Origin of the sequence: Pseudomonas sp. PSB18, from assembly GCF_014596565.1 — a bacterium.
Taxonomy (GTDB): Bacteria; Pseudomonadota; Gammaproteobacteria; order Pseudomonadales; family Pseudomonadaceae; genus Aquipseudomonas.
The window spans coordinates 301,988-325,983 of sequence record NZ_NOIN01000005.1 but is presented as its reverse complement, the minus strand read 5'-3'; the positions used below and the strand labels follow the sequence as shown (position 1 = coordinate 325,983).

General features: G+C 62.3%; 17 protein-coding genes. 8 read left to right on the top strand and 9 right to left on the bottom strand.

All coding sequences use genetic code 11. From position 1 onward, the window contains the following. Positions 1-377 precede the first annotated feature (377 nt). Positions 378-3,035, bottom strand: coding sequence for an excinuclease ABC subunit UvrA (locus tag CGA22_RS14945; protein ID WP_041024109.1), 2,658 nt, complete (start codon positions 3,033-3,035; stop codon positions 378-380). Positions 3,036-3,240: 205 nt separating this feature from the next. Here CGA22_RS14945 and CGA22_RS14940 point away from each other — a divergent pair, with 205 nt between their 5' ends. Continuing rightward, on the top strand, positions 3,241-4,719 hold the full coding sequence (locus CGA22_RS14940; protein WP_041024108.1) for a hypothetical protein: 1,479 nt from the start codon (positions 3,241-3,243) through the stop codon (positions 4,717-4,719). Between the two features lie 103 nt (positions 4,720-4,822). Here the strand turns inward: CGA22_RS14940 and CGA22_RS14935 are convergent, their stop codons facing one another. The 3 genes from CGA22_RS14935 to CGA22_RS14925 all read right to left on the bottom strand — a co-directional run bounded on the left by CGA22_RS14935 (position 4,823) and on the right by CGA22_RS14925 (position 10,460). Next, positions 4,823-6,562 (bottom strand): dipeptidase, encoded by a 1,740-nt coding sequence (locus tag CGA22_RS14935; protein WP_041024107.1) that lies wholly within the window; start codon positions 6,560-6,562, stop codon positions 4,823-4,825. Between the two features lie 209 nt (positions 6,563-6,771). Next, on the bottom strand, positions 6,772-8,772 hold the full coding sequence (locus CGA22_RS14930) for a peptidase U32 family protein (RefSeq protein WP_041024106.1): 2,001 nt from the start codon (positions 8,770-8,772) through the stop codon (positions 6,772-6,774). Between the two features lie 119 nt (positions 8,773-8,891). Further along, entirely contained in the window at positions 8,892-10,460 is a 1,569-nt protein-coding gene (locus CGA22_RS14925; protein ID WP_041024105.1) for a sensor domain-containing diguanylate cyclase, read from the bottom strand. A 120-nt stretch (positions 10,461-10,580) separates the two neighbouring features. On the opposite strand from CGA22_RS14925, the gene CGA22_RS14920 reads away from it, so the two are divergent. Beyond that, positions 10,581-11,039, top strand: a complete 459-nt coding sequence (locus tag CGA22_RS14920) for a metallophosphoesterase family protein (RefSeq protein WP_041024104.1) — start codon at positions 10,581-10,583, stop codon at positions 11,037-11,039. A gap of 105 nt (positions 11,040-11,144) precedes the next feature. On the opposite strand, the gene CGA22_RS14915 is transcribed toward CGA22_RS14920, so the two are convergent. The 3 genes from CGA22_RS14915 to CGA22_RS14905 form a co-directional block, all read right to left on the bottom strand. Beyond that, entirely contained in the window at positions 11,145-12,347 is a 1,203-nt protein-coding gene (locus tag CGA22_RS14915; protein ID WP_188258632.1) for an NAD(P)/FAD-dependent oxidoreductase, read from the bottom strand. Positions 12,348-12,716: 369 nt separating this feature from the next. Further along, a complete protein-coding gene (locus tag CGA22_RS14910; RefSeq protein ID WP_041024103.1) occupies positions 12,717-13,094 on the bottom strand; it encodes a response regulator transcription factor in 378 nt (125 codons plus the stop codon). A 100-nt stretch (positions 13,095-13,194) separates the two neighbouring features. Further along, positions 13,195-13,845: a response regulator transcription factor gene (locus CGA22_RS14905; RefSeq protein WP_041024102.1), complete on the bottom strand. Its 651-nt coding sequence runs from the start codon at positions 13,843-13,845 to the stop codon at positions 13,195-13,197. A 364-nt stretch (positions 13,846-14,209) separates the two neighbouring features. Between CGA22_RS14905 and CGA22_RS14900 the strand changes: the two genes are divergently transcribed. Continuing rightward, positions 14,210-15,148 (top strand): LysR family transcriptional regulator, encoded by a 939-nt coding sequence (locus CGA22_RS14900; RefSeq protein ID WP_041024101.1) that lies wholly within the window; start codon positions 14,210-14,212, stop codon positions 15,146-15,148. Positions 15,149-15,160: 12 nt separating this feature from the next. On the opposite strand, the gene CGA22_RS14895 is transcribed toward CGA22_RS14900, so the two are convergent. Together CGA22_RS14895 and CGA22_RS14890 are read right to left on the bottom strand one after the other, a co-directional pair. After that, positions 15,161-16,066 carry a hypothetical protein gene (locus CGA22_RS14895; RefSeq protein WP_041024100.1) on the bottom strand — a complete coding sequence of 302 codons (906 nt, stop codon included), beginning with the start codon at positions 16,064-16,066 and terminating at the stop codon, positions 15,161-15,163. A gap of 47 nt (positions 16,067-16,113) precedes the next feature. Continuing rightward, on the bottom strand, positions 16,114-17,121 hold the full coding sequence (locus CGA22_RS14890; protein ID WP_177329284.1) for a GlxA family transcriptional regulator: 1,008 nt from the start codon (positions 17,119-17,121) through the stop codon (positions 16,114-16,116). A gap of 180 nt (positions 17,122-17,301) precedes the next feature. On the opposite strand from CGA22_RS14890, the gene CGA22_RS14885 reads away from it, so the two are divergent. The 5 genes from CGA22_RS14885 (at position 17,302) to CGA22_RS14865 (ending at position 23,967) form a co-directional block, all read left to right on the top strand. Continuing rightward, positions 17,302-18,258, top strand: a complete 957-nt coding sequence (locus CGA22_RS14885; RefSeq protein ID WP_041024098.1) for a helix-turn-helix domain-containing protein — start codon at positions 17,302-17,304, stop codon at positions 18,256-18,258. 71 nt (positions 18,259-18,329) lie between these two features. Then, positions 18,330-19,262 carry a transporter gene (locus CGA22_RS14880; protein ID WP_041024097.1) on the top strand — a complete coding sequence of 311 codons (933 nt, stop codon included), beginning with the start codon at positions 18,330-18,332 and terminating at the stop codon, positions 19,260-19,262. Positions 19,263-19,273: 11 nt separating this feature from the next. Then, entirely contained in the window at positions 19,274-20,548 is a 1,275-nt protein-coding gene (locus CGA22_RS14875) for an MFS transporter (protein WP_041024096.1), read from the top strand. Between the two features lie 12 nt (positions 20,549-20,560). Then, a complete protein-coding gene (locus CGA22_RS14870; protein WP_084213808.1) occupies positions 20,561-22,015 on the top strand; it encodes an amidase in 1,455 nt (484 codons plus the stop codon). A gap of 359 nt (positions 22,016-22,374) precedes the next feature. Beyond that, positions 22,375-23,967 carry an AMP-binding protein gene (locus CGA22_RS14865; RefSeq protein WP_177329282.1) on the top strand — a complete coding sequence of 531 codons (1,593 nt, stop codon included), beginning with the start codon at positions 22,375-22,377 and terminating at the stop codon, positions 23,965-23,967. The last annotated feature ends 29 nt before the right edge of the window (positions 23,968-23,996 follow it).

The following is a 23,996-nucleotide window of genomic DNA, read 5'->3' as shown; positions in this document are numbered from 1 at the left end:
CGAGCTCGAAAATTTGAATGTAAGACTTTGACGTAGCCAGGCTCTATACCTTTAGAGTCGCCAAATGGGGGTGAAAGTTTTCGAGCCAGCTCAACAACGACACGAATAGGTCGGGGCTTTGCTCAGTGCTACGAAGGCGCTCGGGGCGACAGGCGTCTCCCTGCTCATCAGGGGGATTACCGAGGGGTGGCCATGCTGTTCCAGCATTCCACGATGTTGCTGCTTTGATTGGTGGATCGATGTCATTGTGCCTCCTGGCAAGTACGGCCTCACACCCTGGGCAGCGAGACCGCTAGTTAAACTACTCGTACTGAAACGATTAACTGGAAGGCAGTATAGACAACTTTTCCGATACAGCCAGTAACATTAAAAAAGCGTTATTTTTCAGGCTGCAACGCCCTTTTCAGGAACCCTGCCGTTCGACTCTGGGCACAGTTGGCCACCTGGCCCGGCGTTCCGCAAACCACCACTTTTCCACCCTGGGAACCCGCTCCTGGACCGATATCGATGACCCAGTCGCTTTGCGCCACCACCCGCATGTCGTGCTCCACCACAACCACCGTATGACCGTCATCCACCAGGCGATTCAACTGCACGAGCAGGCGATCCACATCCTGGGGGTGCAGTCCGTTGGTCGGTTCATCCAGTACATACAACGTAGCCCCTCGGGCTTTACGTTGCAGTTCCGTCGCCAACTTGATGCGCTGTGCCTCACCGCCGGACAGTTCCGTGGCCGGTTGGCCCAGGCGCAGGTAGCCTAAGCCGATATCCTGCAGGACCTGCAATGCGCGTCTTGGCGCTGCTTCCCCGGCAAATGCCTCGAGCGCCTGGTTGACGGTCAATTGCAATACCTGCGCGATGTTCAAGCCCTGCCAGTTCACGGTCAGCGTCTGTGGGTTGTAGCGCGCACCGTGGCAGGTCGGGCAGGGGGCATACACGCTGGGCATGAACAACAATTCGACACTGACGAAGCCTTCACCTTCGCAGGTTTCGCAACGGCCCTTGGCGACGTTGAAGGAAAACCTCCCGGCATCGAATCCCAGTTCACGGGCCTGCTGCGTTGCGGCAAACAACTTGCGCACGTGGTCGAACAAGCCGGTGTAGGTGGCGAGGTTGGAGCGCGGCGTGCGGCCGATGGGTTTCTGATCCACCCGGACCAGGCGCTTGACGGCGTCGAGTCCGGCAGTGACACGTCCGCCGCTGGTTTGTTCGGGTTCGTCTTCCAGGCTTGTCTCATCAGCTTCGGCGTCGTGGCTGGCCAGGCCCAGGTGGGTGCCTACCAGGTCCAGCAGGGCTTGGCTGACCAGACTGGACTTACCGGAGCCGGAAATGCCGGTCACGGCCGTGAAGCAGCCGAGGGGAAACGCCGCACTGAGATTATCGAGATTGTTGCGGGTGATGCCCTCCAGGCGCAGCCAGTCGCCCGGTGTCCGAGGACTGCGCCGGGCAAGGGTCGGCTCGGCAAAGAGATAGGCGCGGGTGCGCGATTCAGGCACCTGGGCGAGACCGGTGGGCGGGCCGCTGTAGAGAATCTTGCCACCTTGTTCGCCGGCATCCGGGCCTACGTCGATCAGCCAATCGGCGCGGCGCATGGTATCCAGGTCGTGTTCGACCACGAACACCGAATTACCAGCGGCCTTGAGGCGCTGCAGGGCATCGAACAGGGCTTCGCTGTCGGCAGGGTGCAGGCCGGCGGAAGGCTCGTCCAGCACATAGATCACACCGAACAGCTGGGAGTTGAGCTGGGTCGCCAGGCGCAGGCGCTGCAGCTCGCCAGAGGACAGCGTTGGGGTGCTGCGCTCAAGGGCCAGATAGCCCAGGCCGAGGTCGATCAGAGTGACGATCCGCTCCAGCAATTCGGCGGCAATGCGCTGCGCGGCCAAGCGTTTTTCCAGGGACAGGTTGGGCGTATGGCGCGCGTCCGGCCCGCCTGCGTGAGGGTTGTCACCCCTGGCGGCACGTTGCTCGCGAGCTTCTCTGGTTTGCCGGTGGGTGAGGACGTCGGCCGACTCTTCGGGTTGCTCCAGATAATCCGCAGCCGTGACGCCCTTGAGCACATCGGCCAGTTCCAGTAGGGAAAGGTGCGACAGCTCGGCGATGTCCAGGCCGGCGAACGTCACCGTCAGCGCCTGGCGCTTGAGGCGTTTGCCCGCGCATTCGGGGCAGGCACTGGCGCGCATGTATTGCGCTACGCGTTTGCGCATCTGCGCGCTTTGCGAGTGCATGAAGGTGTGCAGCAGGTAGCGCCGGGCACCACTGAAGGTGCCCTGGTAACTGGGTTCGAGTTTGCGCTTGAGAGCAGCGCGGGTCTGGGCCGGCGTAAGCCCGGCATACACAGGGACAGTGGGTGTTTCTTCGGTGAAGAGGATCCAGTCGCGCTGCTTTTTCGGCAGGTCGCGCCACGGGATATCGACGTCGTAGCCCAGGGTCACCAGGATATCCCGCAGGTTCTGACCCTGCCAGGCCATCGGCCAGGCCGCGACGGCGCGCTCGCGGATGGTCAACGAAGGGTCTGGCACCATGGAGTCTTCGGTCACTTCGTAGACCCGACCCAGACCATGGCATTGCGGGCATGCGCCCTGGGGCGTATTGGGCGAGAAGTCCTCGGCATAGAGCATCGGCTGGTCGGCCGGGTAGCTGCCGGCCCGGGAGTAAAGCATGCGGATCAGGCTCGACAAGGTGGTGACGCTGCCCACCGAGGAGCGCGCACTGGGCGTGCCGCGCTGCTGCTGCAAAGCCACCGCCGGCGGCAGCCCTTCGATGCTGCCCACATCCGGCACGCCCACCTGATCGATCAAACGTCGCGCATACGGCGCGACGGATTCGAAGTAGCGCCGCTGGGCTTCGGCGTAGAGCGTCGAGAAGGCCAGCGACGATTTGCCCGACCCCGACACGCCGGTGAACACCACCAGGGCATCGCGCGGGATATCGACATCAATGTTCTTGAGGTTGTGTTCGCGGGCGCCACGCACCCGGACGAAACCGCTGTTTTCGGGTGATGGGGCAGAGCTGTCCAGACTGGCGCGTGGGGGCATCGGGTGTTCCTTGTGGTTCAGTGCGACCTTAACCCGTCGAGGCTGCGCGGCGAAACTGCATCGCTCGGTGAACGCAAAAATGCAACCTGAGTCACAGCGATGAAAATCATGCGACAGGCTTCAGCGGTTTTGGTGCGATAAAAATTTACTAGCGTTGAAAGAAATGAGAAAAACTTCGCAGTTTTCCCATGGATATGGACCTTTCATGCCCCGATCAAAGCTTCTAATTACGCTGTTCGTCGCGCTGATCGTCAGCGCCGGCCTGTGGTACATGTGGATGATCACCCGTGCCAAGCTGGAGTGGGGCGGCGCCCGTCCCGATCAGCAGCAGATTGGTACCGTGCAGGACACCCGGCAACGGGCTGCGACTCAGTATTGCACGGGGGTGGTGGTGACCCCGCAGGGTACCTGGCTGGTGGCGCGCATGGAGGGGGAGGCCGGGCAGCTCGACGCCTCTGCAAGTAGCGTGGACCTGGATGCGGTGGCGTATGGCAAGCGGGATGAAGACTTGGAGCCGGAAGGTTCCGGTGCCTTCACCAGCCTCCTTACCGGCGGCGGGAAGGAAACATCGTTCATCTCGCGATTGGACGCCCAGGGTCGTTTCCAGCTCGTGGCCCATGTCAGCGCGGCGGCCTGTCTGGTTGCCAGCCCGGATGGAGCCAGCGTTTTCCTGCTTACGGGACTCGACCGGCCTGAAGCCGTGGCCCCCGATGGCGTCGGCCAGACGGTGGTCTTTCGCAGTGACGATCAGGGCAAACGCTGGACCTGGCTGGCCAACGGCTGGTTTCCCGGGGCCGATCAGTTGGCCTGGAACCTCGAACCCTATTTTCACGGCACGGATGAGGTATGGGCCTGGGGTAAGCCGAGCGGCATTGACAACGAGAGCGGCGAAGACACCCCTGGGGCTATTTCGACCGGAGTTTTCTACTCTGCCGATCGGGGAATGAGCAGCACGCCGATCGTTGCGGCGGAATCGCTGCTGGCGACCGCCGAGTATGCGCAGGTCAAGCGCCCCGACGTCATGCAGTGGCACACCGTTGACGGTACCTACGGGGAGATACGCACCCATGTCCTCCAATTGGATGCGCAACGGGCATATATCTGGGTGTCCCAACGTTTCTGGGGAAGCAATCCCGACGGTGAAGGCGACAATATCGCATTCAACGTAACGACCCGGGCCCAACTGCAACGCAAGGCGAAGCACTGGCGAGTGGTAGAGGTTCAGCGTGACGACAACCTGTTCATCGATACGCTGGCGCAGAACGACGCGGGGCGGGTGATGGGCCTTATCGACCAGGGCGACCATGGGCAGGATGCGGTTGCCGAACTGGATACCACGGCACTGACCTGGCACCCCCTGGGGGATCTTCCCGGCGCATTCGATCCGCTGGCATCGGATACCCGGCTGCGCGAGGGGAATTTCTATGTCGGGCGGAACAGCTTGTTGATCAACACCAGCAGCGAACACCGGCCACCCCGTTGGCTCTACTGGTGGTCCGACGCGAGCATTTCCGCGAATGGGGTGTTTTATTCCAGGGATTGGGGGCGTTCCTGGCAACGCCTGGCCATTGATGGCTACCTGGGGATCCTCGGCTTCCAATCAACCGAGGATCGTGTGATCTGGGCTAAAGGCAACTGGTATGACAATAACGATGGGGGCCTCTATTCCTATGGTTTGCGTTGAGGCCTGAACGCACCCTTGTGAACACCGACTTTGTGGCGAGGGGATAAATCCCCTCGCCACCTTAAAACCTGCCAGCCTGGAAATAACCGGCCGGCAGATGTACTCAGAGCTTCGGCATCTGCCCGATGCGTCCCATCATTTCGGTCACGATCTGCAAGTCCAGCATGAACTGCTCGACCGTCTTGAACTCGTTGTCGTTGTGACCGGTGTATTTGACGTCGGGCATTGCCAGGCCGAACTGCACCCCGTTGGGCAGGTCGTGGACCGAAGTGGCGCCCGCCGAGGTGCCGTACTTGTGTTCCATGCCCAGGTTCTCGGTGGCCACGGCCAGCAGCGCCTTGACCCATTCACCTTCGGGGTTGCGGTACATCGGTTCGTCGATGGAATAATCGAAGGCCACCGCTACGTGGGATTTCTTGCTCCAGGCGGTCAGTTTGTCGGCAATTTCGGTCTTGAGCGCTTCAGTGGGCTTACCGACCGGAACGCGCAGGTTGACGGCGAGCTTGAAGGTCTTGTCATCCATGCCGACGTAGGTCAGGGAGGCGGTCAGCGGGCCCATGAAGGCATCGGAGAAGCCAATCCCCAACTGCTTGCCCAGGTAGTCCAGGCCCCAGTTGTCGGCGGCGTAGCGGGCGGCGTCGGTGATGTGGTTGTGCTTGAGCGCTACCTTGCCGTCGAGGCCATTGATGAAGACCAGCATCCGGGCCACCGGGTTCACGCCTGACTCGGGCTCTGATGAGTGAGCGGAAACCCCGGTAAAGGTCAATTGGACGTCCTTGCCGACGACCTTGCTGGCGACCTCGAAGTTGCCGCCGTTGCGCTTGGCATAATCGGTACCGGCCTTGAGCAGGCTGGCGGCCAGTTCGGCAGGCTTGTCAGCGACGAAGGTGGCCACCGACGTCGATGGAATCTGGTTGGTGGCCAGGCCGCCGGTCAGCCCGGTGATTTCGGCGCCCTTGCCTTGTGCGGGGCGACGGGCAAAATTCGCCATGACCGTGCCGTAGCCCTTTTCGGCAATCACGACAGGGTAGCCACCGTCCAGCGCCAGGTTGTAGTTCGGCGTCGGGTTGTGTTCGAAGTAATAGGGGATCGCGTCGCCGGTGGTTTCCTCGGTGGTGTCCACCAGCAGCTTGAAATTCCGCGCCAGCGGCAGCTTCTCTTCCTTGATGATCTTCATGGCATAGAGCGCCACGACGATACCGTTCTTGTCATCCTCGGTGCCCCGGCCATACATGCGGTCGCCCACCAGGGTGACTTTGAACGGGTCGAGCCGCGTGCCGTCCTTCAGGACCCAGTTCTCCGGCGTCACCGGCACCACATCGGCATGGGCGTGGATGCCCACGACTTCGTCGCCACTGCCTGGCAGGGAAATTTCATAGACACGGTTGTCGATGTTGCGGAAGTTCAGGTCGAAGGCCTGGGCGAGGCTCTTGATCTTGTCGGCGATCTTGAGGAATTCCGGATTCTCGTGCTGGGCCACGCCGTCCTTGCGGAAGGTCGGGATTGCCACCAGCTCTTTCAGGGTTTCGGTGGCCGCGCTGCCGTATTTCACTCGTGCGTAAATGCCCAGCAGGCGATGGATTTCATTCTGCTGTTCGGTCGAAAGAGGTTTGTTGTCGAGGAAGGCGCTGATGGCTGGGCCCAGGTCGGCGGTTTTGGCCAGGTCGCTCTTGGCCACGCTGCCCAGGAACTGCCTGAAGTCCGTGACCGATGTGTCAGCGAGGGTTTTGACGAGCGTCGCGCTCTGCTGCGCGGTGATGTTGGCGAGTGCTGGCGCGGAGAGCGTTGCGAAGCTGGACAGCAGCAGGGTGGTCACAGCCAGGTGCTTGAGCGAGAAGTCCATTGCTGGGGGCATTCCTTTGCAGGGGAGTTGAAGGAAGATGTTTCATTGGCGAAACAACTACGCAACCTAACACTGCAGGTCAGTGGACGGGGAGTCCATGAGGTGGGATGTGTCGCACACTCAAGCAAAAACGGCGCAGAAATGAAAAACAAGGGTAGGCAGCCCATGTGGGAGCGAGCTCGCTCCCACATGGAGGGTGTAGCGGTTGCTTAATGCGGTGCGCGAGGAATCGTCTTGAGCAGATCTTCAGGGCTGATGTACCCGACAACCGGCTGCGCCGTGCTGCCCGGCAGCGGCAGGTCGAGGATGTGGCCCTTGATCTTGCCGACCACGTGCATCTCGCAGGGTTTGCAGTCGAACTTCAGCGTCAGGACTTCATCCCCGTGGATGAGCTGCATCGGGGCGACCTTGGTGCGCACGCCGGTGACACCCTTGGCCTGCTTGGGGCAGAGGTTGAACGAGAAGCGCAGGCAGTGCTTGGTGATCATCACCGGCACTTCACCGGTTTCTTCGTGAGCCTCGAACGCCGCGTCGATCAGCTTGACGCCATGGCGATGATAGAAGTCCCGGGCCTTCTGGTTGTAGACGTTGGCCAGGAACGACAGGTGCGACTCCGGATACACCGGTGGCGGGCTGGTCTCGGCCTTGCGGCCACCGCGGGGGTGAGCTTCGATGCGGGCGGCGGCCAGGGCTTCGATGGCTTCGCGTCGCAACGCCTTGAGCTGCGAGTTGGGAATGAAGAACGCCTGGGGCGCATCCAGCTCGATGGCGGTGGCGTGGTATTCGGTGGTGCCCAGTTGGCGGAGCAGGTCGTGCAATTGCTCCAGGGCCTGTTCCGGCTTGTTGGCCACGCCGAACGGTCCGTCCAGAGCGACGCTGGCGCTGATGCCTTCCTCGCTGGTGGCCGTCAGTTCCAGGCGCGCTTCCCGCAGGCGCGCGACCCAGGCCAGGCCGACACGCCGCTCGGATGAGGTCTTGAGCAACGCTTGCTGCCAGTTATGGTCCAGGTTGCGGCTCAACGGATGGTTGGGGCGCAACTGGTACATGCCGGCCGGCATCTCGTTCGGTTCGACGCGGTAGCGGTAGCGCTTCTGGCCGTCTTCTTCGAATTCGCCCTTGGGCTCGGCGATGTTGGCCCGGAAGCCCACCACTTCACGCTTGACCAGCACGTTCAGGCCGTCGCCGTTGGACAGAGGATCGAAGGTCACGACCTGCAGGTCGCGCTTGCCGACTTTTTCCACCACGCCCACCGGCACGCCGGTGAAGGTCGGGGAGTCGAAGGCGCCGATGTCGATCTTGCGCTCGCTGACGAAGTAGTCGGTGCTGCCCCGGTGGAAGGTCTTGTCCGGGTCGGGCACGAAGAAGTGCGCGGTACGGCCGCTGGATGCGCGGGCCAGGTCGGGGCGGTCTTCAAGGACGTCGTCCAGGCGCTGGCGGTAGTAGGCGGTGATGTTCTTCACGTAGCCCATGTCCTTGTAGCGCCCTTCGATCTTGAACGAGCGCACGCCGGCTTCCACCAGGGCGCGGATGTTGGCGCTCTGGTTGTTGTCCTTCATCGACAGCAGGTGTTTTTCGTAGGCGACGACCCGACCCTGGTCGTCCTTGAGGGTGTAGGGCAGGCGGCAGGCCTGGGAGCAGTCGCCACGGTTGGCGCTGCGTCCGTTCTGGGCGTGGGAGATATTGCACTGGCCGGAGAACGCCACGCACAGCGCGCCGTGGATGAAAAATTCGATGGCAGCATCGGTTTCGTCGGCGATGGCGCGGATTTCCTGCAGGTTCAGCTCACGGGCCAGCACCAATTGTGAAAAGCCGGCCTGATCGAGGAACTTCGCCCGGGCCAGGGTACGGATGTCGGTCTGGGTGCTGGCGTGCAGCTCGATCGGCGGGATATCCAGTTCCATCACCCCCAGGTCCTGGACGATCAACGCATCGACACCTGCATCGTACAACTGGTGGATCAGCTGGCGGGCCGGCTCCAGTTCGTTGTCGTGCAGGATGGTGTTGATCGTGGTGAACACCCGGGCGTGGTAGCGATGGGCGAACTCCACCAGCCGGGCGATATCGCCCACCTCGTTGCAGGCGTTGTGACGCGCGCCGAAACTCGGGCCACCGATGTACACGGCGTCGGCGCCATGCAGGATGGCCTCGCGGGCGATGGTCACGTCGCGGGCAGGGCTGAGCAATTCCAGATGATGTTTGGGCAAGGACATGTGTTTTTAGTCAGGCTGGTCACGGTCGAAGCGGCCATTGTAGCCGCCAGGCGCCTTGCCGGCACCTGTGGACTTGGATTTGCGCGATCCGGACCGATGCACGGCGGTCCTTTACAGGGTCAACCCGACGTTGCGCTGGCACTGCACCAGCGGTTTCGCCCGGTGTTCTTGGCCAGGTACAGAAAGGCGTCGGCGGCCTTTATCAGCATCGCGGGCGTCACGTCCACGATGCCCGGCTGGCTGGTGGTGATGCCCGCGCTGGCCGTGACGATGCCCAATGGATGATCACCGTGTTCGATGTCCAGCGCCCTGATGGCGTCGAGGATGTCCTGCGCGATCTTGGCGGCACCCGTGCCGTCGGTATTGGGTAGCAGAACGGTGAATTCTTCGCCGCCGTACCTGACCGGCAGGTCCCCCGGCCGATTGACCGCGCCCTGGATCGCCCCGGCAATCGCACGCAGGCACTCATCCCCGGCAGCGTGCCCGTACTTGTCGTTGAAGCGCTTGAAGTAATCGACATCGAGCATGATCAGCGCCAGGGACGAGCCCTGGCGCTTGGCCAGGCGCAGCTCATCGGCCAAGGCCAGGTCGAGCTTCCTGCGGTTGCCCAGCCCGGTGAGACTGTCGGTCAGCGCCATGTCCCGCATGCTCTGGTGTGCATGACGGATCTGCTTTTCCATGGTCATCCGATAGCGCAGTTGGCTCAGCACGATGAGTCCGAAGCCGACGAGGGTGACGATCAGGAAAACCAGCACGAAGCCGGTCTTGAGCAGGTCGCGGCGCCAGGGGGCGGTGATGGAGTCCCGGGACAGGCCGGCTTCCACCACCAACGGGTAGGTGGTCAGGGCGCGGTAGCCATACAGGCGTTCGGTGTCGTCGATCACGGCACGGGCTTCGGCGATGCCCTGGTTCGATGTCGGCAGGAAGTTCTTGAAGATCACGCTATTGACCAGGCTCTTGCCGATCACCGTCTCGACGAAAGGGCGCCGTACCAGGACGGTGCCGTTGCGCATGGCCAGGACGAGGGCGCCCATATCGTCGATCTTGAAGTCGCCGTAGTAGTCCACGAAATAACTGACCTTGACCGTTCCAAGCAGCACGCCGGCGAACGAACCGTCGGGGTTGTTCAGGCGTCGGGAGATGGGAATGATCAAATCGTTGGTGGAGCGGCTCCTGATGACTTCGCCGATGCGCACGTTTCGATCCGCATGGGTGCGGTGGTACTGGAAATAGTCACGGTCCGCGTTGTTCGCCGGTTCCGGGATCGTTTCCTTGTCGGTGACCACCCATTGCCCATCGGGTCCGTAGATAAACAACCCATGCAACTGCGGCATGATGGCGGATTGCTGCACCAGCAGTTTATGGATGCGCGGGATGTCGATGTTCTTGAGCCCGTCGCCTTCCACCCGCTCGCTGAGTGCGGCGGTCACCACGTCCACCTGGCGGATGGTGTCTTCGGCGTGCTGGGCCGTCGCCCGGGCCAGGTTCGTCACCGAATCGCGGGCGGCCGAAAATGCAGCACGGTAATCACGCCATGTCCTCCAGCCTTCAACGGACAGGAAGGCTATCACCACCACCAGCATGAAGCTGATGGTAAGCCTCAATGCCGCGCCTGGTCGCGCAGCCTGGGGGGAGAAGTCTTCGACAGGGCTTTCGCTCTTTGGCTCCGGCCGTTTGCGTCCGAGCATTAACATTTCCTTTTACGACAAGTCTGCGCACTATGAATGCGCGGCCTATCTTATTCAATTCCAGCACATTAGCCAGTTGCGACGAGACTGATATCGGTGCGGACGCGGCGGGAGGCTCTCATGAAAGTTGGCGTCATTTCCGATACCCACGGATTGCTCCGTCCCGAAGCGCTTGCCGCGCTTGCGGGATGTGCGCGGATTATTCACGGCGGTGACATCGGCAGCCCCGACATCCTCGAACAGCTGGCGTCCGTTGCTCCGCTGCATGTGGTACGCGGCAACAACGACCTCCAGGCCGATTGGGCCGGGCAGTTGGCCGATAGCCTGCAATTCGATCTGTATGGGTGGCAGGTTTTGCTGGTGCATGACATTGCCGATGTACCGGCTTCACTCGACCCGGATGTGAGGGTGGTCATTACGGGGCATTCCCATAAGCCGGTCATTGAATGGCGTGGCGAACGCTTGTATCTGAACCCTGGCAGCGCTGGCCGGCGGCGTTTCAAGCTGCCGGTGACGCTGGGGTTGCTGGAGGTGAGCGCAGGTTCGATAGAGCCGCGGATTGTCTCGTTACTTGAGTGATTCAGGCTGGGCAGGCAAGAAAAACACCCGCCGAACCATCCATGGCGGGTGTCTGGGAAAAACCGGCTCAGAACGGAGGGGTCTGACCGGCGTCGGGAAGTGAAATCACGCCACCGGAATCGACGGATCAGCCGCTGCCAGGGCTGCCGCGCGGTCGGCGGCGGGCGGGTAGATCCATATCGAGTTGATCTGGGTCTTGAGGTCCTTGGCTTCCTGGCCTACCAGTTTGAGCTGGCGATCCCAACCTTCGGTGTACACCGCGCCCCAGGCGCCCAGGTCCAGGCAGGTTACGTACTTGGGCTGGCTGTAGGTCATCGGTGCCACGCCCAGCAGGTCGGCGGCGACGTTGTTGCCGGCGTAGCGGCCCAGGGCAATGGCGTGCTGGCAGGACATCGCCGCGTAATTGCCCACGGTGTCGGTGGCGGCATAGGCCACGTCACCGGCGGCGAAAATGTGGTTCTGGCCCAACACCTTCAGGTTGCCGTCGACGTGCAACCGGCCTTGGCGATCGCGGGTGCCGGGGACGTGTTCGGTCAACGGACTGGCACGGAAACCCACGGTCCAGACCACGGTCTTGGATTCGATGCGCTGGCCGTTTGACAGGGTGACGCCGCCGGCGTCCACCGATTCGACCGAGGCGTTGAGGATCCACTCAATGCCCAGGTGAGCCGACGCTTCAATCAGGGAAGGGCGGATGCCTTCGCCCAGGGAAGCGCCGATCTCTGGTGCGCGGTCGACGACGATAACGCGAATGTCGGCCTGTTCGCCCAGGGCGGCGCGCAGGCGAGCGGGCATTTCGGTGGCGGTTTCGATTCCGGTAAAACCACCGCCGGCCACCACCACGGTGTTGCGGGCAGGGCTGTCAGGCAGGTTCCCGAGGGCCTTGATATGGGCTTCGAGGCGGGTTGCCTGCTCGATTTCATCGACGTCGAAGGCATGCTCGATCACACCCTTGAAGTCAGCACGCATCAATTGACTGCCGGCGGCGAGCACCAGCCGGTCATAGTTCAGCGTGCCTTTAGTACCGGAGGCGTCGCGATAGCCCACCTGCTTGAGATCGGCGTCGACGCTGTCCGCCGAGCCTTGCACGAAATTCACCCCGACCGCGTTGAACAACTCGTCCAATGGGGCTTTCATCGTATGGACGTCCGGCTCATAGAAGCGTGGCCGGATCCGCAGCTCCGCCTGGGGGGCCAGGACAGTAATCTGCACATCGTTGCGATCATGCTGGTCCAACAGGCGGGCCGCGCTCAAAGCGCTCCATACCCCACCGAAACCTGCGCCAATTACCAGAATATGCTGTTTCATGATGTGCTCCCGAAGACAAAATCGATACGTTGAATTGTTCAGCTGTTTCAGCGTGACCGTGTCGCGATGTACCCGAAAGTGCGTGGCTTCATGCATTCAGCTTCGGTTCGCTGTAGGAAATGGTATTCGTCGGCTTGGCGTCCGACACTTCTACATAAGGTCAGCGAGGCCATGTCTGGGTATGAAGGATCTATACGAAGGTGTTAGAGCGATGGATGAGGGGATTGGCGGTTGGACGCTGCTTTTGTGAACGCCGCGGAACCTGTGGGAGCCGGGCTTGCCCGCGATGAAGGCGGTCCATTCAACAGGGATGCAAGCTGATCCACCGCCATCGCGAGCAGGCTCGCTCCCACAAGGATGTGTGGTTATTCAGTCGACCGGCCGATTGAGCACCGACTCAATGCTGGCGATCAATTCAGCGCAGCGAAACGGCTTGGGGAAGAATGCCACCGGTTCCGCTGCGCCGGCCTTGACCCGGGGCATTGGGGGGGGATGGCCGGTGATGAAGATGACCGGGAGGTGAATGCCCTGGTCGGCCAGTTCGTTATACATCTGGATGCCGCTCATGCCGGGCATCGTGATATCCGAGATCAGGCAGGCGGTCTGTTCGGGTCCGCTGGAGGACAGGAAATCCGACGCATTGGCATAAGTTCGAACGGTATAGCCGCTGGAGCGTAAGAGACCATCCAGTGCGATTCGAACGGACTCATCATCATCGACCACTGAAATAATTGCGGTATTGGACATTTAGGTACCGAAGGTGATGTCAGGTCGCCATAAAGGCCCCGTCTTCCCTGCAAGATACCTTGTCCTGTCACCCCGCCAAGTTATACCTGGGTATGAACTTTCAACCGGCGCGATGCATGTCCAGCGCCTGGGCCATGCGTACCAGATCGGCGAACGAGCGTGCGCACATTTTGCGCATGGCCTGGCCTCGATGGATCTTGACCGTGATTTCACTCAGGCCGATTTCCCCGGCGATCTGTTTGTTCATCAAACCCGACACGGCCAGGGCCATCACCTGTTGTTCCCGGGCCGTCAGGGTGGCGTAACAGTCCTGGAGCTCCCGGCGGTTACGGTCGGACTCGCGGCGCAGCCGATCCCGCTGGAGGGCGGTGGACACTGCGTCGATCAGGTCCTGCTCCCGAAAGGGTTTGCTCAGGAAGTCCACCGCGCCGGCTTTCATGGCCTTCACCGTCATGGCGATATCGCCGTAACCGGTCATGAACACAATCGGCAGGTTGATATTCGCCGTTGCCAGCTGCTGCTGAAAATCCAGGCCACTGGTGCCTCGCAGCCGCACGTCCAGTACCAGGCAACTGGCCTGCTCGGGGCGAGGGTACTGCATGAACTCCGGAACAGAACCGAACAATGCGACCTGCAGGCCAATGGAGCGCAACAGACCGCCGAGGGCTTCGCGCAGCGGTTGATCGTCGTCGACGATATAGACGAGGGGCTCGTCGTTGATGGCCTGGCAGGTGGAATGGGGTGGAGTCATGGGGGTTCCGAGACGAATCATGAGCCAGTGAGGAGGGGTAGCGCGAACCTGAACGAAGTGCCTTGGGCAGCGTTCCTGAGCGTCCGGATTCTACCGTCATGGAAATCGTTGCATCTTAAAAGTGCCGCTGACTACCCGGTAGGACATAAAACCCTGAAATTACGCCATGCTCCTCAAGCGTTGCATACCGAAGTATCGGTGAGACTGCCTAAAGGTTGAAGGTGTTGTCCCTAGGTACAACAGACAAGCGCACCGCGGCGGACATAACCTGCCAGGCATACCGTCGCCGGTGCGTCTCTATAAAGGGTCAGGCGACGATCCTGTCCACTCCTGACTCAATGGCCTGGCGCCTGGGGCGGCTACTATGATGAACAGAAATGACCTGCGTCGTGCTGACATCAATCTGCTGGTTGTCTTCGAAACCTTGATGCATGAGCGCAATGTCAGTCGTGTCGGTGAAAAGCTGTTTCTCGGTCAACCGACGATCAGCAGCGCACTGGCCCGCCTGCGACTGATGTTCGATGACCCCTTGTTCATCCGGTCGGGCCGGTTGATGGAGCCGACGTCACGGGCCCAGGAGATATTTGCCAACCTGAGCCCGGCGCTGGACGGCATCGCCGCTGCCCTGAGTCGCTGCCAGGCGTTCGATCCGGGCACCAGTGAAGCGACCTTTCATATCGGACTGTCCGATGACGTTGAATACGCGTTGCTGCCGGAGCTGTTGCGCCGCCTGCGGGTCGAGGCGCCGGGCACGACATTGGTGGTACGCCGGGCCGATCAATGGCAGATGTCCCAACTGTTGATCAGCGGGGAGATCACCCTTGGCATCAGCCACACCGTGGAGCTGCCGGCCAATGCCCGGCGCAAGGACTTGCGCCAGATGCGGCCGATGCTGCTGCGGGCCGATTCGCAGCCCGGCGAATTGTCCCTGGACGAGTTCTGCCAACGACCCCACGCAGTGGTGTCGTCCATGGGCAATGTCATCGATGATTCCGATCGCGCCTTGAGCCTGATCGGGCGCCAACGCCGGGTGGTGCTGACCGTGCCACAGTTCAGCGCCTTGCCTGTGCTGTTGGCCCACAGCGACATGATCGCCATCGTGCCCGACTACGTTGCCCAGGCAATGGCGATGTCCGCGGGCCTGAGAGCCGAGCCGGCGCCGATCCGCTTGCCCGAGCACGCGCTGTCGATGGTCTGGGGCGGTGCTTCTCACAATGATCCGGGGGAGTGCTGGTTGCGCTCCCGTTGCAGCGCGTTCGTGGCCGAGCGCGCCGAGCATCAGGACGCCCGGAAGGTCGCTTGAGCGCTGCGGGGACTAATCGTCTTTCGAGGCGTATCCCTCGGGGTCGACCTTGGCTTGCGCCTTCGCCACCAGCCGCTGCACCCATTCGGCATCCTGCTCGTTGATCACGGCGTAGCGCTCCGGAGGAAAAAAGCTCCAGTGATGGGCGGCCTCGGCAAGGCGCTTGAGTTCATCGCCAGCCAGCCAGTACGACGTGTCTATCAGGGAAATCGGTGCACCGTCGAAACGCCGGCCCAGCGGCAGCTGGGTGCCGGGGGCAAAGGCAATCGCCAGATGCTGCCGTGGTTGAAGGTGCTTGCTCGGCGCAGGTGTCTGCCCAATCCGAGCGTAGGTGAAGTTGCCCGGGAATTGCTCCTTGAGCACCAGCCAGTGTCCCGCCTCGGTCCTGGCCAGGATCCACTGCGATACACCGCTGTCTTGCACGCGCTCGATTTTATCGTTGACCCAGAGCATGAGGGTGTTGCAGTCGAAGTCATAGTCGCTGGACCACAGGCAGAAACCCGAGACCAGGGTATGGCGCTCAAGCTCGACCACTCCCTGATCCGGCATGGACTGCCAGTAGCGTTTGGTCGGGTCGTGTTTGTCCCGCAGGGTATTTCGCAGGGCCCAGGCCATGGTGAAAAGCACCACCGCGGCCACCAGCCATCCCAGGGACTCACCGATGATGGGGTCCAGGTCCAGGCCAGGGGCAAACAGCGTTCGATAGAGCAACAACCCCAGGATGAATGCGATGGGAGGCAACAGGGGGCCGAAGCACAGCGGCGGCATCAGCACCACGATCCAGTTGAAGCGATGATGGGCCGCATAGTCATGGGCCCAGGCCTGCTCCTGGGGGAGCATCGGCACCTGTTCGCGCGGGCCGATACCTGAGTCTGGGGTCCGGAAACGTATGTATTGTGTGTAGGAGAAGTCGCTCATGGACGAAGTCATGCTCGTTGAGGTAATCGTTGGAGGCCCCAGCCCGGTCAGCGGGAAAAGCGCTTGCGGTAGTCCCGAGGTGAAATCGAGAGGTGGCGCTGGAAGGTATGGCGCATTCGCTCTTCGTCACCGAAGCCGCACGACCGGGCAATCTGGTCGATGTTGCGTTGGGACTCTTCCAGCAGCCTTCGCGCGGCTTCCAGGCGGAACAACTCGATGGCCTTGGCCGGGGTTCGTCCGGTCTGGCGCTTGTAGACCCGGGCAAAATTGCGCGGGCTCATCCGCGCCTGGCGGGCCAGCCGTTCGATGGTCAGGTCGTCGCCCAAGTGTTCGGCAATCCATAGGTGCAGCTCGTCGAAGCCGGCGCTGTCCTGGGTTTGCAGTTGCAACAGCTGGCTGAACTGCGCCTGGCCACCGGGGCGCTTGAGAAACACCACCAGCTCCCGGGCCACCTGCAGGGCGACGTCGCGTCCGCAGTCGGCTTCCACCAGCGCCAGGGCCATGTCGATGCCGGCGCTGACCCCTGCCGAGGTCCACACGTGGTCCTGCTGGATGAAAATCGCATCCAGGTCCACTTCTACCGCCGGGAAACCGCTTTTCAGCATGTCGCACATGGCCCAGTGGGTCGCGGCGCGGCGTCCGTCCAGCAAGCCGGCCTGGGCCATCAGGAACGTGCCGCTGCACACCGATGCGGTGCGTCGGGCCCTGCCCGAAGCCTGGCGCAGCCAGTCGACCAGAGCGACGCAATCGATCATCGCCTGACGGATATCGGGCGCGCCGGGGACGATCAGCGTGTCGATCAGGACGTCGTCGAACTGGCGCAGGCCGCAGGTTTCCACGACCAGGCCTTCGGCGGTTCGCATCAACCCGCCCGCGAGGCTGGCGGTATGCATGGCGTAGCCGGGCAGGCCGCGTTCGGCCATGGCTTTGGTCGCCGCCCAGAACACCGTCTGGGCCCCGGTCAGGTCCAGGAGGCCCATTTGCGGGTAGGCCAGGAAGACCAGCGTACGTGGTTGGGTGATCGACCGGGTGGCGAGGTCAATGTCACGGGGCATTTCGTTCATGGTGGCGTGGAGGTTCAAGAAGTCGATTTCATTGTGCTTTATACACCGGAAGGCAATCCATGCCGGGTCGATTATCCATTTTCGGCACAATTGCACGGTGTGCCTGGTAGAGGGAATGGAACTTGCCTGATCTTTGACCTATAAGCCCAGGAATCGATGAAGGTCGGGTCAATGAATAACAACAACATCGCATCGCCGGTCAATCGGTTCCGTACCGTCGACATCGACGAGCATGCTCGGAACATGGGCGGTTGGCAGGTCTGTTACGACCAATTGACCCCAGGACGTTTCGAAGGCGAGTTGATCGAATTCCGTTCCGACTGGATGCAATTGGTGCGCGACCGCTCTAACCAGGCCATGACCAAGCGTGGGACGGCCTGGGAAGGGGCCATCACCTTCAGCATGCCGTTGGTGGCGGACGGCCCGGTCTTTTGCTCCGGACATCCGATCCTCGAGCCCAGCCTGCTGGTGGCCCGAGGGCAAAACTTGCCAGAGTTGCGCACGCCTCAGCATCTGGACGTGCTGGGAGTCGCCATCGACGAGCAGGCGTTGGCGCACGTGCTGGAACGGCAAGGGAGTCGTTTTCGAATTACCGATCTTCCCAAGTGTTACCGCCTCGGCGACTCGACGTTGCCGGCTGAGCTGGCGGCGCTGTTCGCCGAGCTGGAAAGCGACCAGGGGCGGGACTCGTTGCTGGGCTACGAGTCGATCCGCCGTGGCCTGCGGGATACGGTGATGCTGCATATGCTGGAACTGGTGGCTCCGGATGAGGCGCCACCCCTCAGCCCCACGGCGCGCAAGCGCATGGTCGACCGGGCCCGGGAGTACGCGTTGGCCCATGTGGACGAGCCGCTGTCGATTCTTGACCTGTGCAACCACATCGGTGCCAGCCGGCGCAAATTGCAGTATTGCTTTCAGGAAACCCTGGGCATCAATCCCGTGGCCTATTTGCGGGCATTGCGCCTCAATGCCGTGCGCCGTGAGCTGCGCAACGGCGATCAGGTTCAGGGTGTGCAGGAGGTGGCGGCACGCTGGGGATTCTGGCATCTGAGCCGGTTTTCCAGCGACTATCGGGTCCTGTTCGGCGAGACACCATCGCAAACCCTGCGTCGCACGCATCTGTGCTGAAAACGGATAACGGCCGATGACGCCTGCTCCCTAGGATGACCCCACCACCATACGGTCGGAAGGGGCATTCGATGAATCACAATAAGAAAACAAACGTCTTGCGCTTGACGTGGTTGACCCTGGGGATGCTCGGCCTCTGCGCCGGCGCCCATGGCACCGAAAACGGCGCGCCGACCACCGCGGTCGGGGTCTATGATTTCGGCGCGGGCATGATGCCGCCGGCGACGCCCTTCGGGACTGTCGGCCTGCGTACCGCGTTCTACTCGGCCAACGTGCAGAAAGACCGCCACGGCCATTCGGCGGACAACAACTTCTCCCTGGACGTACTGTCCATCGGCGTCGCCTACATGCGCATGACCGATTACACCGTGCTGGGCGCCAAGTACGGCTTCGGCACCGTGGTGCCATTCTTCAAGATGGACGCCTCGGTACAGGTGCAGACACCCGTCGGCCCGCTGGATCTCGAGGCCGATCCATTTCGCCTGGCAGACGTCCAGTTTCTGCCGGTGATCCTGCAATGGACCCTGTCGCCAAACCTGTTCGTCAACACTCAGTTCCAGATCCAGGCGCCCACCGGCGACTACGACAAGAATCGCTTGATTTCACCGGGGCTCAATCACTGGACGTTCTCGCCCATCGTCAACGCCACCTACCTGTCTGACAGCGGCTTTGAGGTGTCTTCAAGCTTCGAAGTCGACGTGAACACCCGCAACAACGCCACCGACTACAAGAACGGCGTCGAGTACCGCCACGAGTTCGCCGTGGGCCAGCACGTCGGCCCCTGGACCATGGGGGTGGGCGGGTACTACTACCGCCAGTTCAGCGATGACGATGCACCGGGACTGGAGAGCGGCAATCGCGCCCGGGTGATGGCTGTCGGGCCGGCGGTGAGCTACTTCAAACCCGGTATTCCGCCGGTGTGGCTGCACGTCTACAAGGAGTTCGACGCGCGCAACCGCGCCGAGGGCTATACCGCGGCGTTGCGCATTTCTCAAAGTTTCTGAAGGGGCCCGCCATGAACCAATCAAGTTCCGTTTCAACGGCCGCGACCCCGTCGCGCCAGGCCGGCCGGCGTGAAGGCCTGGTGCTGATGCTGGGCAGCAGCCTGACCATCATGGGCTCGGTCATGGTCGCGCCGATCCTGCCCCGGTTGGGCGCCGAATTCGGTCCCGTCGAACCCCGTGCCGATCTGCTCGTGCCGCTGGCCGTCACTGGGCCGGCCCTGGCGATTGCCGTGTGTGCGCCACTGGCCGGTTGGCTGGCCGACCGCATCGGGCGCAAGGCGTTGCTGGTGCTTGCCACCTTGCTGTATGCCTTGCTCGGCGCGTTGCCGGCGCTGCTCGACAGCCTGCCTGCAATTGTCGGTACAAGGCTGTTGTTCGGCTGTACCGAGGCGGCCGTCATGACCTGCTGCGCGACCCTGATCGCCGACTATTGGCACGGCGAGGAGCGCTTGCGCTACGTCAACCGGCAGGTGGTGACGATCGGCCTGGTAGGCGCGCTGTTCTTCGTCGTGGGCGGGGCGCTCGGAGAGCACTCGTGGCGTTCACCGTTCCTGCTCTATCTGCTGCCGTTGCTGCTGGTGCCGGCGATGCTGAAGGTGTTGTGGGAACCTCCGCTGGCGAGGCACCAGGTGCTGCGGCAGCCGGTCGATGAGACGGGCCCGACCAAGGTCGCGGTGCGGCAGTTGGTAGTCGGCTATCTGATGATTCTGGGCGGCATGGTCCTGACGTTCGTCGTGCCGGTCCAGGCGCCGATGCTGCTGGTCAGTCTGGGCATCACGTCGAGCACGATGATCGGCCTGGCCGCGGGCCTGAGCCTGTTGGCAACCCTGGTGGGCTCATTGATGTGGCCGCTGTTGCGCCGCCGCTTGGGTATCGCCGGCTGCAACGCCTTGCTGCTGGGCCTCATCAGCCTGGGGCTATGGCTGCTGATGCGTGGGCAGAGCTACAACGCGGTACTGGTGGCGGTTTTCATCCAAGGGCTGGGTTCCGGGTTGCTGGTGCCGAATGTGATGGCGCCGGTGATGAACGCCTTGACCGCCAGCACCCGCGGCCGGGGGTTGGGCGGGTTCACCTCGTTCCTCTATATCGGCCAGTTCGTCAGCCCGCTGGTGGTGGCCTTCGTGATGGTCTTCGCCGGAGACCTGCGCCACGCCATTCAATGGATGGTCTTTGCCGGCCTGGTCGCGGCACTGCTCTGGGTGATCGCCGGCCTGCGTGCTCGCGGCCACGACCAGGCAACTACTGTCGACTCGACACGCCCGGCTCACGCCAATCGTCATGAATAAGGAATCCGAAGCATGAGTATGCAAGACATCCACCAGTTGATGGATCGCGAAGACGCCGTGGGGCTGGCCGAATGGGTCCGGCGCGGCGAGGTCCGGCCTGGCGAATTGCTCGAGGTGGCCATCGAACGCCTCGAGCGGGTCGAACCGCAACTCAATGCCGTGGCCGAGCGGCTGTACGAATCGGCCCGTGAGACGGCGCAAACACCTCAAGTGGGGCAGGGCCCGTTGGCCGGTGTGCCGACGTTGATCAAGGACCTGTTTTCGCCGGTCAACGGTGCGGCGATGACCAATGGCTCTCGCTCCCTGGGCAGCGCTCGGGCGGATTTCGAGGCGGAAGTCGTGACGCGTCTGCGGCGGGCAGGGTGCCAGTTGGTCGGCACCAGCACGTCGCCGGAGTTCGGTACGTCGTACTCCACAGAATCCACACGTTTCGGTGCGACTCGCAATCCCTGGAACACCGATTACAGCGCCGGGGGCTCCAGCGGCGGTGCGGCGGCGTTGGTGGCGGCCCGGGTGGTGCCGTTCGCCCATGGCAACGATGGCGGCGGTTCGTTGCGGGTGCCGGCGTCCTGCTGTGGCGTGTTCGGCCTCAAGCCCAGCCGTGGCTTATTGCCGTCGGGACCGATTGTGGGGGAGGGCTGGGCGGGGATGGGCACGCCCCATGCGATCACTTTGTCGGTGCGTGACAGCGCGGCGTTGCTGGACGCGACCGCCGGGATGGATCTCGGCGCGCCCTATGCCGCCCCGGTGCAGGCATTGCCTTATGTGACCGCGGTGCAGCGCGATCCGAAACCGCTGCGTATCGCCCTGGTCGAGCAGCTCGGTCCCTGGCCGACGTCGCCTGAAAGCTTGCGGGCGGTGGGCGAGGCGGCACGGTTGTGTGAATCCCTGGGGCATCGCGTCGAGCCGGTGAGCCTGCCGGTGGTGTTGCCGGAATTTCTCGACCAGGTGTTCACCATCATCGGTGCAAGCACTCGCCACTACGTCGATCTGCTGGGCCAGATGCGCGGCCTTGCGGTCCAGGCCGAAGAACTGGAAGTGCGCACCCGGATCATCCTGCGGGACAAGGGTAATGTGAGTGGCGCCCAGTATGCGGCGGCCGTGGAGTGGATACACGGCCTGGGCCGGCAGCTGGCGTTGTTCATGCAGGATTACGACCTGATCCTCACCCCGGTCTTGACCCGTGAGCCGGCACCGATCGGCGAGTTGGACATCCAGGATGTGTGTCTGAGTCTTGATCAGTTGATCGAGCGCTACCACAGCTACTCGCCCTTTACGGCCTTGTTCAATGCCAGCGGACAACCGGCGATGTCGGTGCCGTTGGCCTGGAGTGCCAGGGGTTTGCCGATGGGCGCGCATTTCGCCGGGCGCTTTGGTGAGGAAGCCACGTTGCTGGCCCTGGCCGGGCAACTGGAGCGGGCCCAGCCGTGGCGGGGGCGGATGCCGGCGGTGAATGCCTGTTGGTGAGCATGACTGGCTAGAAGCAGGGCTTGTTGGCGATGTCCGTCACCGACGGGACGGGCATCGCCAATTTTTTTTGCAAGACGGTCCGTTCCTTTCGTGGCGGCTACAACCCGCGAAGTAGAGCGGTAGTTCTGTCGCGAAATACGATGAAGGCACAAGGCCAAAGCAATAATTTCAAATCAATATCAAAAAGCCATATTGACCCATTGTCCTACGATCAGTAACCTTTGCTGAATGTTTCAAGGACTGAAAATATGACTGACGGATTAGTTGCGCCTGCTCGCCTGTGCCTGATAGAAAAATTCCTTTCTTGCCCATCTTCTCGCCTGACCACGGTCTTGGCGCAGGATGCCGCTGTCTCCTTGAAACAGTCCGAAATGCTCGCCCGGGTCGCTTGTGCACGCCAGGTATTGCGCCAGAGTGCCTTGGCGCCTGAACAAGTCGTTGCCATCGCCCTGCCGTCCAGCGTTGAAGTGCTGGTCATGGTGCTCGCGTGCTGGGCCGAGGGGTTGGCGATTGCCTTGCTGCCGCACGAATTACCTCACGAAAGCAAACGCGAAGGGGCAGGAATAGAGGCGATGCTGGCATTGCTTGACCCGGCCTTGATCCTGACCTCGGGTAGCATCGCGCAGCGGCTTGCGCCAGCGTGGTCGGAGCGGGTCTTGACGGACGTCGCCCTGGTCGAGCGTATGCAGGCCGTGGAAACGCCAGTCGATGAGCCCGTGCTCAGCCGTCCCGAAAGCCTTGCGATCCTGCAATTTACGTCCGGCAGTACCGGCGCGCCGAAAGCGGTGTGTATCACCCAGGCCATGCTCAGTGCCAATTGCCAGGCGATCGCCGAACGCGTGGCCGTCGCAGCGGCGGATCGGATGGTGAGCTGGTTGCCCCTGCATCATGACATGGGGCTTTCCGCCCTGACCCTGGCCTGGTGGTGCTCCATCGACCTGGTATTGATGCCCACCAGCGAATTCAGCCGTCAACCCCTGGCCTGGCTTCATGCGTTGTCGCGCTACAAAGGCACGCTGTCTCCGGCGCCGACCTCGGCTTTCGCGTTGCTTGGCCGCCTGGCGGGACGCCTGCGTGACGGCGATTTGGATCTGTCCCATTGGCGCTACGCATGGGTCGGTGCCGAACCGGTTTTTCACGCGCATCTTCATCAGTTCGAAGCTGCCTTCAGTGCCTATGGCCTGCAAGCTGGAGTACTGCAGCCAGCCTACGGCATGGCAGAAGCCGTGGTCGCCGTATCCCTCAATGCGCCAGGCCAGGCGTTGCGAGTGCGCTGGCTGGATACCCAGAGCCTGCATGCCGACGGCGTGGTCCGCGAGCAACCTGAAGGTGCGCCCGGCGCCGCGGCCTATCTGGGCAATGGCACCGGGGTCGGTGACGTCGAATTGCGTGTAGTGGACGAACGCGGCCTTGAGGTAAGCGAAGGTCTGTTGGGCAGTCTGCAGATTCGTGGCGGCAGCGTGATTCGCCGGTACTTGAAGATGGAACCCGTGCGCCCGCAGGCCCGCGATTGGTACGACACGGGTGACCTGGGCTTCGTACTGGGTGCCGAGGTCTACATTACCGGCAGGACCAAGGACCTGATTACCCGTGCGGGAGTGAACGTCAGCCCGCATATCGTCGAATGGTCGCTGGAGCATGGACTGGGTCTTGCGGCCGGTTCTGTCGCGGCGTTTTCCTGCATTGACAGTCGGCATGTCAAAGAGAGCGTCGTGGTGGTGATCGCCGTCAATGCATTGGGCAATCGTGACCTGGAGGAACTGCGTCGCGAAGTCGCCCGGACAGTGGCGCGTCATGCCGGCGTTCAAGTCGACGACCTGGTGTTGATCCGTCGCGCCGATTTCCCCAAGACCACCAGCGGCAAGATCCAGCGCCAGGCGCTGAGTCGCTTGTACCTGAGTGGCAAATTGAACCCCGCAGCGGTCGCCACAGACGCTGTATCCGCCTGATCCTTCCCTAGCAGCACGGATTGCATACG

Bases quoted from the DNA above. Each gene is read 5' to 3' on its own strand.
- CGA22_RS14940 (WP_041024108.1), top strand. From the start codon at position 3,241: ATGCCCCGATCAAAGCTTCTAATTACGCTGTTCGTCGCGCTGATCGTC.
- CGA22_RS14920 (WP_041024104.1), top strand. From the start codon at position 10,581: ATGAAAGTTGGCGTCATTTCCGATACCCACGGATTGCTCCGTCCCGAA.
- CGA22_RS14875 (WP_041024096.1), top strand. From the start codon at position 19,274: ATGAACCAATCAAGTTCCGTTTCAACGGCCGCGACCCCGTCGCGCCAG.
- CGA22_RS14880 (WP_041024097.1), top strand. From the start codon at position 18,330: ATGAATCACAATAAGAAAACAAACGTCTTGCGCTTGACGTGGTTGACC.
- CGA22_RS14905 (WP_041024102.1), bottom strand. From the start codon at position 13,845: ATGACTCCACCCCATTCCACCTGCCAGGCCATCAACGACGAGCCCCTC.
- CGA22_RS14890 (WP_177329284.1), bottom strand. From the start codon at position 17,121: ATGCCCCGTGACATTGACCTCGCCACCCGGTCGATCACCCAACCACGT.
- CGA22_RS14895 (WP_041024100.1), bottom strand. From the start codon at position 16,066: ATGAGCGACTTCTCCTACACACAATACATACGTTTCCGGACCCCAGAC.
- CGA22_RS14945 (WP_041024109.1), bottom strand. From the start codon at position 3,035: ATGCCCCCACGCGCCAGTCTGGACAGCTCTGCCCCATCACCCGAAAAC.
- CGA22_RS14910 (WP_041024103.1), bottom strand. From the start codon at position 13,094: ATGTCCAATACCGCAATTATTTCAGTGGTCGATGATGATGAGTCCGTT.
- CGA22_RS14935 (WP_041024107.1), bottom strand. From the start codon at position 6,562: ATGGACTTCTCGCTCAAGCACCTGGCTGTGACCACCCTGCTGCTGTCC.
- CGA22_RS14925 (WP_041024105.1), bottom strand. From the start codon at position 10,460: ATGCTCGGACGCAAACGGCCGGAGCCAAAGAGCGAAAGCCCTGTCGAA.
- CGA22_RS14885 (WP_041024098.1), top strand. From the start codon at position 17,302: ATGAATAACAACAACATCGCATCGCCGGTCAATCGGTTCCGTACCGTC.
- CGA22_RS14915 (WP_188258632.1), bottom strand. From the start codon at position 12,347: ATGAAACAGCATATTCTGGTAATTGGCGCAGGTTTCGGTGGGGTATGG.
- CGA22_RS14900 (WP_041024101.1), top strand. From the start codon at position 14,210: ATGATGAACAGAAATGACCTGCGTCGTGCTGACATCAATCTGCTGGTT.
- CGA22_RS14870 (WP_084213808.1), top strand. From the start codon at position 20,561: ATGAGTATGCAAGACATCCACCAGTTGATGGATCGCGAAGACGCCGTG.
- CGA22_RS14930 (WP_041024106.1), bottom strand. From the start codon at position 8,772: ATGTCCTTGCCCAAACATCATCTGGAATTGCTCAGCCCTGCCCGCGAC.